10 protein-coding genes and 1 tRNA gene are annotated in these 13,709 nt (G+C 75.9%); 5 read left to right on the top strand and 6 right to left on the bottom strand.

Going from position 1 to position 13,709, the window contains the following annotated elements:
* Positions 1 to 3,315 carry a S41 family peptidase gene (locus tag ACFC0B_RS23710; protein WP_376089126.1) on the bottom strand — a complete coding sequence of 1,105 codons (3,315 nt, stop codon included), beginning with the start codon at positions 3,313 to 3,315 and terminating at the stop codon, positions 1 to 3.
* Positions 3,316 to 3,452: 137 nt separating this feature from the next.
* Here ACFC0B_RS23710 and ACFC0B_RS23705 point away from each other — a divergent pair, with 137 nt between their 5' ends.
* On the top strand, positions 3,453 to 5,159 hold the full coding sequence (locus ACFC0B_RS23705; protein WP_376089124.1) for a chitinase: 1,707 nt from the start codon (positions 3,453 to 3,455) through the stop codon (positions 5,157 to 5,159).
* A gap of 42 nt (positions 5,160 to 5,201) precedes the next feature.
* Here ACFC0B_RS23705 and ACFC0B_RS23700 read toward each other — a convergent pair whose 3' ends face one another.
* On the bottom strand, positions 5,202 to 5,564 hold the full coding sequence (locus ACFC0B_RS23700; protein WP_376089121.1) for a MerR family transcriptional regulator: 363 nt from the start codon (positions 5,562 to 5,564) through the stop codon (positions 5,202 to 5,204).
* Between the two features lie 65 nt (positions 5,565 to 5,629).
* Between ACFC0B_RS23700 and ACFC0B_RS23695 the strand changes: the two genes are divergently transcribed.
* Positions 5,630 to 6,877, top strand: a complete 1,248-nt coding sequence (locus tag ACFC0B_RS23695; protein ID WP_376089118.1) for an MFS transporter — start codon at positions 5,630 to 5,632, stop codon at positions 6,875 to 6,877.
* 37 nt (positions 6,878 to 6,914) lie between these two features.
* Here the strand turns inward: ACFC0B_RS23695 and ACFC0B_RS23690 are convergent, their stop codons facing one another.
* The gene (locus ACFC0B_RS23690) at positions 6,915 to 7,625 is read right to left on the bottom strand and encodes a response regulator (RefSeq protein ID WP_376089115.1); all 711 of its coding nucleotides are present in this window, start codon (positions 7,623 to 7,625) and stop codon (positions 6,915 to 6,917) included.
* Complete coding sequence (locus tag ACFC0B_RS23685) at positions 7,622 to 8,794, bottom strand: sensor histidine kinase (RefSeq protein WP_376089112.1); 1,173 nt, start codon at positions 8,792 to 8,794, stop codon at positions 7,622 to 7,624. The genes ACFC0B_RS23690 and ACFC0B_RS23685 overlap by 4 nt, the downstream gene beginning before the upstream one ends.
* Before the next feature lie 184 nt (positions 8,795 to 8,978).
* On the opposite strand from ACFC0B_RS23685, the gene ACFC0B_RS23680 reads away from it, so the two are divergent.
* A complete protein-coding gene (locus ACFC0B_RS23680; RefSeq protein WP_376089110.1) occupies positions 8,979 to 9,722 on the top strand; it encodes a DUF2306 domain-containing protein in 744 nt (247 codons plus the stop codon).
* 17 nt (positions 9,723 to 9,739) lie between these two features.
* Positions 9,740 to 10,675 (top strand): hydroxymethylbilane synthase, encoded by a 936-nt coding sequence (gene hemC, locus ACFC0B_RS23675; RefSeq protein WP_376089107.1) that lies wholly within the window; start codon positions 9,740 to 9,742, stop codon positions 10,673 to 10,675.
* Positions 10,676 to 10,734: 59 nt separating this feature from the next.
* Here the strand turns inward: hemC and ACFC0B_RS23670 are convergent.
* Together ACFC0B_RS23670 and ACFC0B_RS23665 are read right to left on the bottom strand one after the other, a co-directional pair.
* A tRNA-Lys gene (locus tag ACFC0B_RS23670) sits at positions 10,735 to 10,808 on the bottom strand.
* Between the two features lie 74 nt (positions 10,809 to 10,882).
* The gene (locus ACFC0B_RS23665) at positions 10,883 to 11,791 is read right to left on the bottom strand and encodes an NADP-dependent oxidoreductase (protein WP_376089104.1); all 909 of its coding nucleotides are present in this window, start codon (positions 11,789 to 11,791) and stop codon (positions 10,883 to 10,885) included.
* Positions 11,792 to 11,975: 184 nt separating this feature from the next.
* Between ACFC0B_RS23665 and ACFC0B_RS23660 the strand changes: the two genes are divergently transcribed.
* Positions 11,976 to 13,559, top strand: a complete 1,584-nt coding sequence (locus ACFC0B_RS23660) for a Na+/H+ antiporter (protein ID WP_376089101.1) — start codon at positions 11,976 to 11,978, stop codon at positions 13,557 to 13,559.
* The last annotated feature ends 150 nt before the right edge of the window (positions 13,560 to 13,709 follow it).

Below are 13,709 nucleotides of genomic sequence, written 5' to 3'. Positions count from 1 at the left end.
TCACCGCTCCCGGGGCGGCAGCGGGGGCCGCCGCAGGTCCGGGCGCGGTGTGTCCGGCGGCGGCGGGACGGCGGCCGGCAGGTCGTCCAGCAGCTCCAGTGCCAGCCGCACCGCCGTGACCAGCTCCGGGTACCGCCCCGCGGCCCAGTCCCGGGGCGCGCGGACGACGTGCACGTCCGGCTCGACGCCCCGGTTCTCCACCGACCAGCCGAGCCCGCCGGTGAACCACGAGGCGTTCTTCGGCACCGAGATCTGCGTCCCGTCGCCGAGCTGGTGGCGCCCGGTCATGCCGACCACCCCGCCCCAGGTCCGGTTGCCGACCACCGGGCCGAGCCCGAGCAGCCGGATGGCGGCGATGACGACGTCGCCGTCCGAGCTGGTGGCCTCGTCGGCGAGTGCCACCACCGGCCCGCGCGGTGCGTCGCGCGGCCACCGCACGGGTTCCCGGCCGCGGCTGAAGTCCCAGGCCAGGACGCGGCGGGTGAGCTTCTCCAGGACCAGCTCGGAGACGTTGCCGCCGGCGTTGCCGCGCACGTCCAGGACGAGCGCGGGCTTGTCCAGCTCGCGCCGCACGTCGCGGTTGAACTGCGCCCAGCCGGAGCCGCCGAGGTCCGGGATGTGCAGGTAGCCGCACCGGCTGTCGCTGAACTCCCGGACCAGGGCGCGCCGTTTGGCCACCCAGTCCTGGTAGCGGATGGCCCGCTCGTCGGTGAGCGGGGTGACGGTGATCCGGCGCAGCGGGCCGTCCGGGCCGCCCCGGCGCAGGGTGAGTTCGACGCTCGTCCCGCCGGTGCCGGCGAGCAGCGGCAGCGGTCCGCGCACCGGGTCGACGGGCCGCCCGGCGACGGCGAGCAGTTCGTCGCCGTCGCGCACGCCGTGGGTGGCGAGCGGGGCGCGGGCGCGCGGGTCGGAGGACTCGCCGGGCAGGACCCGGTCGAACAGCCAGCGCCCGTCGGGGGAGCGGTGGGCGTTGGCGCCGAGCAGGCCGAGCGGCAGCTGGGCGAGCGCGGGCCCCTCGCCGCGCCGCGAGGGGGTGACGTAGGCGTGCGAGGTGCCGAGTTCGCCGAGCAGTTCGCGCAGCAGGTCGGCGAAGTCGTCGGGGCCGGCGATCCGTTCCAGCAGCGGCTCGTACTGGGCGACCAGGGCGGGCCAGTCCAGCCCGCTCATGCCCGCGTCCCAGAACTGGTCGCGCACGATCCGGGCGGCCTCCGCGTAGGCCTGGCGCCACTCGGCGGCCGGGTGCACGGTGTGGGTGATCCGCCGCAGGTCGACGCCGGTGCCGGCGGACGGCGCGCCGACCGGGACGATCCGCAGGGTGCCGGCCGAGTAGACGGCCACCGAGCCGCCGTCGCCGGAGACCGCGTAGCCGTCGAGCCGGTCGGCGAGCGTGGAGCGGGAGCCGCGGGCCAGGTCGAAGTACTCCAGGGCGGGGCGGCCGGAGGTGTCGTCGGGGTTGGTGAAGGTCTGCCCGAGCACGCCGGAGATCGGCCAGCGCAGCCAGAGCAGCCCGCCGCGCACGGAGTCGGTGGCGGAGTACTTGCCGGCGAGCACCGGGAACGGGATCAGCCGCTCGCCGATGCCCTCGGCGTCCACCTCGACGGTGCCGTCGCCGCCGCCGTCGCCGTGCGGGGCGCCGTCCTCGTCGGGGGCGGCGAACGGGGAGGGCGTGCCGGCGGCGAGCGGGACGAGGTAGGGGCGGCAGCCGAGCGGGAAGGAGAGGTCGCCGGTGTGCACGTCGTGCACGGGGTCGAAGCCGCGCCAGGAGAGGAAGGCCAGGTAGCGGCCGTCCCGGGTGAAGACGGGCTGCTCGTCCTCGAAGCGGCCGTCGGTGACGTCGACGACCGGCGCGGGGGCGTCGGCGCGGGTGAGCCGGATGCGGCGCAGCGAGCGGCCGGCGGCCGGCTGGGACCAGGCGATCCAGTGCGCGTCGGGGGAGAAGCGGGCACTGGTGACCGGTCCGTGGCCGGAGGCGGCGAGTTCGCGCACGGTGCCGTCGGCGGCGGTGACCAGCAGCAGTCGGCCGTCGGAGGTGGTGGCCGCGAGGCGGGCGCCGTCGGGGGCGGCGGTGAGTTCCAGGACGCGGCCGATCCGGCCGGCGGCGAGCAGCCGGTGGCCGTGCTGTCCGGGGGCGTGCTCGTGCCCGGGCAGCGGCACGATCTCGATCGCGTCCTCGCCCTGCGCGTCGGTGATCCAGGCGGCCTCACCGGTGCGGCCGAGCACGACGGGCAGCCGGGTGCGCACACCGGGGGTGTCGGCGAGCGCCCGGGCCGGGCCGTCGCGGTGGGTGAGCCAGTACTGGCTGCCGCGCACGGTGATCACCCCGGCCCGCCCGGTGGCGTCGCAGGCGAGGTCCTTGACGTGCGAGGCGGCGCTCACCTGGTACGGGCGCCGGCCGGCCCGGGCGCCGCCGAGCGGTACGTGCAGCCGGTGCGGGGCGGGCGCGTCCAGGCCGTCGAGCAGCCAGAGGTCGCCGGCGTGCTGGTAGACGATCCGGACGCCGTCGGTGGCGGCCTCGCGGGCGTAGTAGGAGGCGTGGTCGGTGTGCCGGCGCAGGTCGGTGCCGTCGGGGCGGCAGGAGTAGAGGTTGCCGACGCCCTCGTGGTCGGAGAGGAAGGCGATCCGGTCGCCGTCGGCGGCGGCGACCGGCATCGGTGAGGCGAGGTGGCCGGGCAGGCCGGCGAGGATCTGCTCGCCGTCCACCCAGAGCCGGCCGGTGGCGCCGCCCCGGTAGCGTTTCCAGGCGGCGGGCTCGTGCGGGGCGGCGCCGGTGAGCAGCACGGTGTGGGCCGGGCCGACCTGGGCGTCGCCGACCGGCCCCCAGGGCATCCGGCGGGCGGGGCGGCCGTCGGGGGGCAGGGCGTGCGCCCAGGTGTAGTGGCCGAAGGGCTCGTGGTACGAGGTGACGGCGAGCAGCTCGCCGTCCGGCAGCCAGCCGCGCAGCCGGGTGTCCTGGCTGCCCCAGTGGCTGAGCCGGACGGCCCCGCCGCCGTCGACGGGGGCGGTCCAGACCTCGGGGGCGAGGCTCTGCCAGGCGGTCCAGGCGAGGGTGCGGCCGTCGGGGGACAGTCGGGGGTGGCTGACCCGGGTGCGGTCGCAGCTGACCCGCCAGGCCCGGCCGGTGGCGGCGGCGCCGGTGTCCAGCGGGGCGATCCAGACGTCGTCCTCGGCGGTGAACGCCAGCAGGCCCCCGCGCAGGTGGGGGTAGCGGAGGTAGCCGGGCGACGTCACCCCTCCATGCTTCGACGGGGTGTCACGCGCGGCAACCGGAAGGGCCTCCCGGCCGCCGCCCCCGCGGCCGGAACCGGTCTGGACCATTGACACCGTACGGCCGAATCCACTTCAGTGGTCTAGTCCAACTAAGCTGCCCGGCCGCGCCGTTCCCCCACCACCGGTGCGCGCCCAGGCATGCCCGGACACCCCCACGACCGCGCCCTCCGCAAGGAGTCCCCCACATGCGCAGAACCCCTGTCTCCCCGGCCCCCGCGGCCCCCCGCCGCCGCTCGCGCACCGCGCTGGCCGCCGGCACCGCCTCGGCCGTCGCCGCGGCCACCATGGTCGGCCTCACCCTGGGCCTCGCGCCCAGCGCCTCGGCCGGCGAGTTCCTGGTCAACGGCGGCTTCGAGAGCGGCTCCCTCGGCCCGTGGAGCTGCACCGCCGGCACCGGCAGCGTCGTCACCGGCCAGGCCCACGGCGGCAGCTACGCCCTGGCCGCGGCCGCCTCGGCGAGCGACACCGCCCGCTGCGCGCAGACCGTCACGGTCGCGCCCAACACCACCTACACGCTCAGCGCCCACCTCAAGGGCTCCTACGTCTACCTCGGCGTGGACGGCGGCACCTCGACCTGGACGCCCGGCACCGGCGGCGCCTACCAGAAGCTGAGCACCACCTTCACCACCGGCGCCACCCAGACCAGCGCCACCGTCTTCACCCACGGCTGGTACGGCCAGGGCACCTACTACGCGGACGACGTCTCGCTGGACGGCCCCGGCGCGCCCAGCCCGACCATCACGCCCACCCCCACGGTCACCCCCACCGTGACGCCCACGGTCACCCCGACCGTGACGCCCACGGTCACCCCGACCGTGACGCCCACCGTGACCCCGACCGAGACGCCCACCGGCACGCCCACCACGCCGCCGCCCGGCTCCAAGGCCCTGGTCGGCTACCTGCACGCCAGCTTCGCCAACGGCGCCGGCTACACCCGGGTGGCCGACGTCCCCGACTCCTGGGACTTCATCAACCTCTCCTTCGGCGAGCCGACCTCGGTCACCTCCGGCGACATCCGGTTCAACCGCTGCCCGGCCACCGAGTGCCCGACCGTCGAGTCCGACGCCGACTTCAAGGCCGCGATCGCCGCCAAGCGCGCCAAGGGCAAGAAGGTGCTGATCTCGATCGGCGGCCAGAACGGCCAGGTCCAGCTCACCACCACCGCCGCCCGGGACGCCTTCGTCAGCTCCGTCTCGGCGATCATCGACAAGTGGGGCCTGGACGGCCTGGACATCGACTTCGAGGGCCACTCGCTGTCGCTGCAGACCGGCGACACCGACTTCAAGAACCCGACCAGCCCGGTCATCGTCAACCTGATCTCCGCGATCAAGACGCTCAAGGCCAAGTACGGCCCGAACTTCGTGCTGACCATGGCGCCGGAGACCTTCTTCGTCCAGCTCGGCTACCAGTACTACGGTTCCGGCCCCTGGGGCGGCCAGGACCCGCGGGCCGGCGCCTACCTGCCGGTCATCCACGCCCTGCGCGACGACCTGACCCTGCTGCACGTCCAGGACTACAACTCGGGCTCCATCATGGGCCTGGACAACCAGTACCACTCGATGGGCGGCGCCGACTTCCACGTCGCGATGACCGACATGCTGCTCAAGGGCTTCCCGGTGGCGGGCAACACCAACAACGTGTTCCCGGCGCTGCCCGCCTCCAAGGTCGCCATCGGCATGCCGGCCACCACCAACGCCGGCAACGGCTACGTCGCCCCGGCCGAGGTCAACAAGGCCCTGGACTGCCTCACCAAGCTGGCCAACTGCGGCGGCTACGTCCCGAAGGCGGGCGCCCAGCCCGGCCTGCGCGGCCTGATGACCTGGTCGATCAACTGGGACCAGTTCGGCGGCCGGGAGTTCTCGAAGAACTTCGACTCCTACTTCCGCCGCTGACGGACCCTCGGACCGCTGGGCGACGGGGCGCGGACCCCTCGCTCAGCGGTCCACCCGGACCGCCGCCAGGTACTCGGCGATCGCGTCCCGGTTGCGGGTCAGGCAGGCGATCCGGGTGCTCATCCCCGCCAACTCCTGCTCCAGGGTGGCGATCATCTCCGGGGTGGCGTCCTCGAAGTGGATCGCCCGGGGCTTGCTGAGGCAGGGCAGGATCTGTTTGATGATCCGGGTCGGCAGCCCCGCGTCGAGCAGCCCCCGGATCTGCAGCACCCGGTCCACCGTCGTGCCGTCGTACGCGCGGTAGCCGTTCGCGCAGCGTCCGGCCACGATCAGCCCCTGCTCCTCGTAGTAGCGCAGCAGCCGCCGGGACGCCCCGGTCCGCTCGGACAGCTCACCGATCCGCATGTGCCCCACCTCACAGCCGGCCGCGTTGACCCTCACACCAATGTGAGGCTTCGAGCATAACCGCCATGCGGACCACTTCCCGGACCACCGACCGCCCCACCGCCGCCGCCACCGATCCCACCGATCCCGACGGCCCCGGCCGGCGGACGGGCCTGCCCCTGCCCGCCCTCCTCGCCCTCGCCACCGCCGTCTTCGTCACCGCCCTCACCGAGACCCTGCCCGCCGGCGTCCTGCCCGCCATGAGCGCCGACCTCGGCGTGGGCGAGTCCGCCATGGGCCAGTCCGTCACCGTCTACGCCCTCGGCACCGCCCTCACCGCCGTCCCGCTCACCGCGGCCACCGCCGGCTGGGGCCGGCGGCGCCTGCTGCTCACCGCGATGCTCGGCTTCGCCGCCGCCAACACCGTCACCGCGCTGTCCACCGACTACCCGCTCACCATGGCCGCCCGGTTCGTCGCCGGGGTCGCGGCCGGCCTCGCCTGGGCCCTGCTCGCCGGGTACGCCCGCCGGCTCGCGCCGCCCGAGCTCCAGGGCCGGGCCATCGCCATCGCGATGACCGGAGCGCCGCTCGCCCTGTCGCTGGGCGTGCCCGCCGGGACCTTCCTCGGCAAGGTGCTCGGCTGGTGGGTGGCCTTCCTGCTGATGACCGCGATCGCCCTCGGCGTGACCGGCTGGATCGCCGCGTCCGTCCCCGAGGTGCCCGGCCGGGCCCGCGGCGAGCGGACCCCGGTGCTGCGCGCCCTCGCCGTCCCCGGCGTCACCCCCGTGCTCGCCGTCACCTTCGTCTTCGTCCTCGCCCACACCGTCCTCTACACCTACATCGCGCCCTTCCTCGACCGGCGTGGCCTGGGCGGCGCCACCGGCGCGGTGCTGCTCGCCTTCGGCGTCGCCTCGCTGGCGGGCATCTGGTACACCGGCGCGCAGATCCACCGCCGGCTGCGCGCGCTCACCGTCGCCTCGACCCTGCTGGTCGCCGCCGCGGCCGCCGTGCTCGGCCTGGCGACCGGCAGCACCGCCGCCGTGTACGCCGCCGCCGTGCTCTGGGGGCTCGGCTGGGGCGGCGTCCCGACCCTGCTGCAGACCGCCGCCGGGAACGCGGGCGGCGAGCAGGCGGACGCGGCGCAGGCGATGCTGGTCACCCTGTGGAACGCGGCGATGGCCGGCGGGGGCGTGGCCGGCGGCCTGCTGCTCGACCGGCTCGGCACCGGCTCCTTCCCGTGGGCCGTGCTGCTCCTGCTGCTGCCCGTGCTCGCCGTCGTCCTCGCCGCCCGCACCCACGGCTTCCCCGCCCGCCGCCCCGGCGGCGCCCGGTGACCGGCCTCCTCAGGCCCCGCCGAGCGGGTCGGCCTCCTCAGGCCCCGCCGAGCGGGTCCGGGGGCGGCATCAGCCCGGCGCGGTAGGAGATGGCCACCGCCTGCGCCCGGTCGCGGGCGTCGATCTTCGCCAGGATCCGCTTCATATGGGTCTTCACCGTCGACTCGGCGAGCACCAGCAGCGCCGCGATCTCCCGGTTGGAGCGCCCCTCGGCCGCCAGCCGCAGCACCTCCCGCTCGCGCGCCGTCAGCTGGGCGAGCCGGGTGTCCTCCGGGTGCGGCGGGGGCCGCACGCCGCCCCGGCCGACCACCTGGGCGACCAGGTCCCGGGTGACCGCCGGGTCCAGCACGGACTCGCCCGCGGCCAGCGTGTGCACCGCGTCGACGAGCCGCTCGGCCGAGGCCCGCTTCAGCAGGAACCCGGCCGCCCCGGCCCGCAGCGCCCCCCACACGTAGTCGTCGTGGTGGAAGGTGGTCAGCACCAGCACCCGGGTGGGCAGCCCGGCGGCGGTGATCCGCCGGGTCGCCTCCACCCCGTCGACCCCGGGCATCCGGACGTCCATCAGCACCACGTCCGGCAGCAGCTCCCGGCACCGGGCGACCGCCGCCAGCCCGTCCGCCGCCTGGCCGACCACCTCGATCCGGTCGTCGGTCTCCAGCACCAGGGAGACCCCGGCGCGCAGGAGCGCGTCGTCGTCGGCCACCACGACCCGCACCCGGCCGCCCGCCGGCCCCCGCGCGGCCGTCACGGGACGGGCAGCTCGGCGCGCAGCCGGAACCCGCCCGGCTCGCCCGGCCCGTGCTCCACCCGGCCGCCGAGGACCGAGACCCGCTCGGCCACGCCCAGCAGCCCGCGGCCCGGCGCATACCCGGCGGGCACACCCCGCCCGTCGTCGCTCACCTCGACCGCGAGCCGGCCGGCGGCGCACCGCACGGTGACCCCGACCGACCGGGCGCCCGCGTGCTTGACCGTGTTGGTGAGCGCCTCCTGGACGATCCGGAACGCCGACACGTCCAGGCTGCGCGGCACCCGGCGGGCGGCCGGGTCGATCCGCACCCGCACCCGCAGCCCGGCCCCGCCGAGCCGCTCGGCCAGCCGCTCCAGGTCGGCGATCCCGGGCTGCGGCGCCGCCCCCTCCTCCTCGTCCCCGTCGCCCGCGCCGCGCCGCAGCAGGCCGAGCACCCGGTCGAGGTCGTCGAGCGCCTCCCGCCCGGTGTGCTCCATCCCGGAGAGCAGCTCCCGGGTGCGCTCCGGCTCCCGGTCGAGCAGCCGGCGGGCGGCCCCGGCCTGGACCAGCACCACGTTCAGGGTGTGGCCCACGGAGTCGTGCAGCTCCCGGGCCAGCCGGGCCCGCTCCTCGGCGACCACCTCCCGGCGCAGCAGCAGCCGGGCGGCCTCGCGCTGCTCGCTCCGCCGGGCCGCCCCGTAGCCGACCGCCCAGCCGAGCAGCCAGAGGAACAGCACCCCGGCCGGGATGACCGGGTAGGCCCGGCCGAGGTCGGCGAAGTACGCGGCCATCCCGAGCAGCGCCGCGAACGGGCCGCACCAGGCGAGCCGCCGGGGCGCGTAGAGGCCGAGCGAGTAGAGGCCGATGAGGTCGGCGTACGGCGACACCGGGCTCGGCAGAACGAACAGCGCCTCCGCCGAGAGCGCGGCCGCCCCGACCAGGTACCCGGCCAGCGGCCTGGTGCGGCGCACCGCCAGCGGGCCGGCCACTGCCGCGCTCAGCGCGAGGGCGAGCGGCAGGCCGCCGTGCAGCCGGTCCGCCGCGCCGATCCGTTCGACGGCCATGAGCAGCAGGAACGTCCCGGCCAGTGCCGCGTCCCAGCGCTCGGCCGGCACCGCCCGGAGCGCGGCGATCGGCCGCCGGGACGGCGGGGCGGCCGGGATCGCCCGGACGTACGGCGGGGAACTCATGGCGGCTCCGGTGTCGGGGCAGTGGCCGCCGCGCGGTGGTGCGGGCGCACGGGCCGTACGGTAGCGGCGGCCGTCCGGCCCGCGCATCGCCCTGGTGGGGTATTCCGGACCCCCGTTCGGGGCAGGCCGAGGGACCCCGCCGGGCGGACGCGGGCGGGCCGCCGCGGTCCGTAGCGTCCGGACCATGAACGCTCCCGAACCCCGAGCCCCGACCGGTGCCCCCGGCCCGACGACCGTGCCCGCCCCGCCCGCCCCGTCCGCCGACCGTGCCGCGCCGCGGTCCGGGCGGGCCGGCCGGGCGGGCTGGTGGACGGTCACCGTGCTGGCCTTCGCCACCGCGCTGCTCACCGCCCGCTACCTGACCCTCGACCCGGAGACCTACCTCGACCAGCAGCGCGCCGTCTACCTGGCCCACCGCCTCCCGCTCACCCTGCACGTCGGCGGCGGGGTGCTGGCGATCCTGCTCGGCCCCTGGCAGTTCCTGCCCCGGCTGCGCGCCCGCCGCCCGGGCCTGCACCGGCTGACCGGCCGGCTCTACCTGCTCGCCGTGCTGGCCGCCGGCACCGGCGGCCTGCTGCTGGCGCCGTCCGGCCTGGTCGGCCCCGTCGCGCCGATCGGCTTCACCGCGCTGGCCGTCCTGCTGCTGCTCTCCTCGGCCCTGGCCTGGCGGGCCGCGCTGCGCCGCGACCTCGCCCGGCACCGGGCCTGGGCCGTCCGCTCCTTCGCCCTGATCCTGGCCGCCGCCACGCTGCGGATCTGGCTGCCGGTGATGGACCTCGCGGGCGTCCCGTTCGAACAGGCCTACGCGACCGCCGCCTGGACCTGCTGGCTGATCAACCTGGTGCTGGCCGAGCACCTGATCGCCCGGATCCCCGGGCCCGCGCCGCGCCGCCGCCCGGGTGACCCGGGACCGGCCGCGGCGGTGTGACGACCTATCATCCAGCAATGACCACCGCAGAGTTGATCCGCATCGTCTCCCGTTCCTCGCCGATGGCGCTCGCCCAGGTCGAGCGGGTCAGGGCGGAACTCGCCGCCCTGCACCCGGGGGTGCGCACCGAGGTGGTGCCGGTGACCACCTCGGGCGACCGCTGGATGGGCGACCTCGCCCGGCTCGGGGGCAAGGGCGCCTTCACCAAGGAGGTGGACGCCGCGCTGCTCGCCGGCGAGGCGGACCTCGCCGTCCACTGCCTGAAGGACGTGCCGGCCGACCGCCCGCTGCCGGCCGGCACCGTGTTCGCCGCCCACCTGCGCCGCGACGACATCCGCGACGCGCTCGTCCACCCCGGCGGCCTGGCCCTGGACGAGCTGCCGCCCGGCACCCGGATCGGCACCTCCTCGGTCCGCCGCCGCGCCCAGCTCGCCGCCTCCCACCCGCACCTGGAGTGCGTGCCGATGCGCGGCAACGCCAACAGTCGGCTGGCCAAGCTCGCGGCGGGGGAGGCGGACGCGCTGCTGCTCGCGCTCTCCGGTCTCGAACGGATCGGCGAGACGGAGCGGATCAGCGAGGTGCTGCCGCTCGACGTGATGTGCCCGCCGATCGGCGCCGGGATCCTCGCCCTGCAGTGCCGCACCGAGGACACCGCCACCATCGACGCGGTCGCCGGCCTCGGCGACCACCGGACCTGGCGCGAGGCGAGCGCCGAGCGGATGTTCCTGCACGTGCTCCAGGGCCACTGCAACTCGCCGATCGCCGGCTACGCCCGGGCCGAGGAGGACGGCCGCCTGTCGCTGCGCGGCCGGGTCTTCACCCCGGACGGCAAGCAGGTCCTGGACGCCCACGAGTGGGCCGGTTCGCTGGACCCGGAGGACCTCGGCACCGCGACCGCCCTCGCCCTCAAGCGGCAGGGCGCCTCCGAGCTGATCGCCGCGATCCCGCACTGAGGCGGGGGCGGAAACGCCGGAAGGCCCCTCGTTCTCACGAGGGGTCTTCCGGCTGTCTGTGCGCCGCCAGGGACTCGAACCCCGGACCCGCTGATTAAGAGTCAGCTGCTCTAACCAACTGAGCTAGCGGCGCCTGCTGACCCGGAAGACATTACCTGGTCAGCGGCCGAAACACACAATCGGCCCGGGCCCCGCCCCCGCGGCCGGTCAGGGGGTGAGCACGACCTTCCCCCGGACGTGGCCGGTGCCGACCAGCCGGTGGGCGTCGGCCGTCCGCCCCAGCGGGAAGGTGTCGGCGATCTCCAGCCGCAGCCCGCCCGCCTCCCAGAGGCCGACCAGCTCGGCCAGCCGGGCCGCCGTCCGCTGCCCCCGGATCCCCAGGGCGCCCAGGCGCCGGGCCACCGGGTAGTCGACCACGGTGCCGATCCGCGTCCGGTCGGCGACCAGCTCGACGGAGGCCTCCAGCGCCCCGCGCCCGGCCGCGTCGAAGGCCGCGTCCACGCCCTGCGGAGCCGCCGTCCGGACCCGCTCGACCAGTCCCTCGCCGTACGCGACCGGGATCGCGCCCAGCTCCCGCAGGTAGCCGTGGTTGCGCTCGCTCGCGGTGCCGATCACCGTGGCGCCCCAGGCCCGGGCCAGCTGGACGGAGACCGTGCCGACCCCGCCGGCGGCGCCGTGCACGAGGACGGTGTCGCCCGCGCCGACCTTCAGCTCGGTGAGCGCGAGGTGCGCGGTCTGCCCGGAGGCGGACAGCGCGCCCGCGTGCTCCCAGGGCATCCCGGCCGGCTTGCGCACCAGCTGGGCGGCGTCGGCCGCGACCAGCTCGGCGGCGCAGCCCAGCAGCCGGAAGCCCAGCACCTCGTCCCCGACCGCCCAGCCGTCCACGCCCTCCCCGAGCCGGTCGACCACCCCGGCGAACTCGTTGCCGGGGATCAGTCCGGGGGTGAGCTCGACGCCGACCGGGGCCAGGCCCTCCCGGATCGCGAGGTCCACCGGCTGCACCCCGGCGGCGTAGACCCGGACCCGCACCTGGCCGGGGCCGGGGTCGGGGTCGGGCACCGCGGTCACCCGCAGCACCTCGGGGCCGCCGAACCGGGGGACGGTCACTGCCTTCATCGCGGGCACTCCTGTCGGGTCCTGTCGAGCCTCGGGTCCCCCGATCCTGCGGGGTGAAGCGCACTTGAGGTCAACCCCTCCCCGGCGTGTCGTCCCAGTTGAGATCATTGTCAGATTTATCCTCGACGGCGGCCCGGGCCATGTCCGGACCCGCACACCCGTACGCCACCGAGAGGACCTCCCCGTGGGCCAGCTGCCCCTGCTCTTCCTGGTGCTGCTCGCCTCCGTGGTGACCATGCCGCTGGCCCGCCGGACCGGCGTGCCCCAACCGGTGCTGATGACCCTGCTGGGCATCGCCATGGCGCTGATCCCGCAGATCCCCGACATCTCCATCGAACCCGAGCTGATCCTGCCGCTGGTCCTGCCACCGCTGATCTTCGCCGTCGCCCGGCGCTCCTCGGTCCGCTACTTCAAGGCCAACATCCGCTCCATCCTGCTGCTCGCCGTCGCCCTGGTGGTGGTCACCACCGCCGCCGTGGCCGGCACCGTGCACTGGCTGCTGCCCGGACTGCCGATCGCCGCCGCCATCGCGCTCGGCGCCCTGGTCTCCCCGCCCGACCCGGTCGCCGCCGTCGCGGTGGCCGGCAGCGTGGGCCTGCCCCGCCGACTGGTCGCCATCCTGGAGAGCGAGGGCCTGTTCAACGACGTCACCGCGATCGTCGTCTACTCGCTGGCCATCGACGCGGTGGTCGGCGGCGACTTCTCCGGCGGCCACGCCGTCCTGCGCTTCGTCCTCTCGGCGGTCCTCGCGGTCGTCATCGGCGTCGCCCTCGGCTGGGCCAACACCAAGCTCGCCTCCCTGCTGGAGGACCCCACCCAGCAGGTCGCGCTCAACCTGCTGGTGCCCTTCGCCGCCTACAGCCTGGCCGAGGAGATCCACGGCTCCGGCGTGCTCGCCGTCGTCGTCTGCGGGCTCTACCTCGCCGAACGGGCCGCCGACGCGGACGCCGTCGCCTACCGGCTGGTCGGCAACGCCTTCTGGGAGATCGTCGAGATCCTGATCACCGGCGTCGCCTTCGGCCTCATCGGCCTCGAACTGGCCACCGTCCTCAAGGAGGCCGGCTCCGGCTGGACCGGCATGCTCGGCGACGCCGCCGTGGTGATCGCCGTGGTCGTGGTGGTCCGGCTGCTCTGGCTGCTCCCGGCCGGCTGGCTCTCCCAGAAGCTGCGCTCCGGCTCCGAGGAGGACACCCCGATCAGCTGGCAGGAGAGCGTGCTGCTCTGGTGGTCCGGGATGCGCGGGGTCGCCACCGTCGCCCTGGCCCTCGCCATCCCGCTCACCCTCGACTCCGGCGCGGCCTTCCCGGAGCGCGGCCGGCTGGTCTTCATCGCGTTCAGCGTGGTGCTCTTCACCCTGCTGGTCCAGGGACTCACGCTGCCCTGGCTGGCCAAGCGGTTCGAGCTCGACCTCGACCACGACCGGCACGAGCAGGAGGTCCGCCGGCTCTGGTGGCGGGCCGCCAAGGCCGGCCTGCGGCGGCTCGGCGAGCTGGAGGAGGCCGACCGGCTGCCCGCCGAGGTCGCCGACCGCCTGCGGGACCGTCAGCACGACCGGCTGGCCCGCCTCTGCCCCGAGAACTACGCCGAGGAGGAGGCCGCCGAGGCGAAGCAGCGGCTCGCCCAGTGGCGCGCGGCGCAGAGCGTCGAACAGGAGATGATCGCCGCCTCCCGGCGCGAGATGGTGGTCGCCCGCGCCGAACCCGGCGCCGACCCGGAGCTCGTCGACCAGGTGCTGCGCGGGCTCGACCTGCGCTCCGAACGGCGGTGACGGGGCGTCCGCCCGGCCGGCCCCGCGGCGGGCCGGGCGGCCGACCGGTGACGGCCGGACGGACACCCCGCGACGCGCGCCCGAACGGCGGGCATCCCGACGGGTCGTCGCCGAACGGAATGTGCGCCCGGGGTCCCGCCGTTGCGTAGG

This window comes from Kitasatospora sp. NPDC056184 (genome assembly GCF_042268405.1).
Classification (GTDB): Bacteria; Actinomycetota; Actinomycetes; order Streptomycetales; family Streptomycetaceae; genus Kitasatospora.
The sequence above is the reverse complement of the archived record's forward strand: the minus strand, read 5'-3'. Positions and strand labels throughout refer to the sequence as shown.

Bases quoted from the DNA above. Each gene is read 5' to 3' on its own strand.
- ACFC0B_RS23710 (WP_376089126.1), bottom strand. From the start codon at position 3,315: ATGGTCCAGACCGGTTCCGGCCGCGGGGGCGGCGGCCGGGAGGCCCTT.
- ACFC0B_RS23695 (WP_376089118.1), top strand. From the start codon at position 5,630: ATGCGGACCACTTCCCGGACCACCGACCGCCCCACCGCCGCCGCCACC.
- ACFC0B_RS23685 (WP_376089112.1), bottom strand. From the start codon at position 8,794: ATGAGTTCCCCGCCGTACGTCCGGGCGATCCCGGCCGCCCCGCCGTCC.
- ACFC0B_RS23700 (WP_376089121.1), bottom strand. From the start codon at position 5,564: ATGCGGATCGGTGAGCTGTCCGAGCGGACCGGGGCGTCCCGGCGGCTG.
- ACFC0B_RS23680 (WP_376089110.1), top strand. From the start codon at position 8,979: ATGAACGCTCCCGAACCCCGAGCCCCGACCGGTGCCCCCGGCCCGACG.
- ACFC0B_RS23665 (WP_376089104.1), bottom strand. From the start codon at position 11,791: ATGAAGGCAGTGACCGTCCCCCGGTTCGGCGGCCCCGAGGTGCTGCGG.
- ACFC0B_RS23705 (WP_376089124.1), top strand. From the start codon at position 3,453: ATGCGCAGAACCCCTGTCTCCCCGGCCCCCGCGGCCCCCCGCCGCCGC.
- hemC (WP_376089107.1), top strand. From the start codon at position 9,740: ATGACCACCGCAGAGTTGATCCGCATCGTCTCCCGTTCCTCGCCGATG.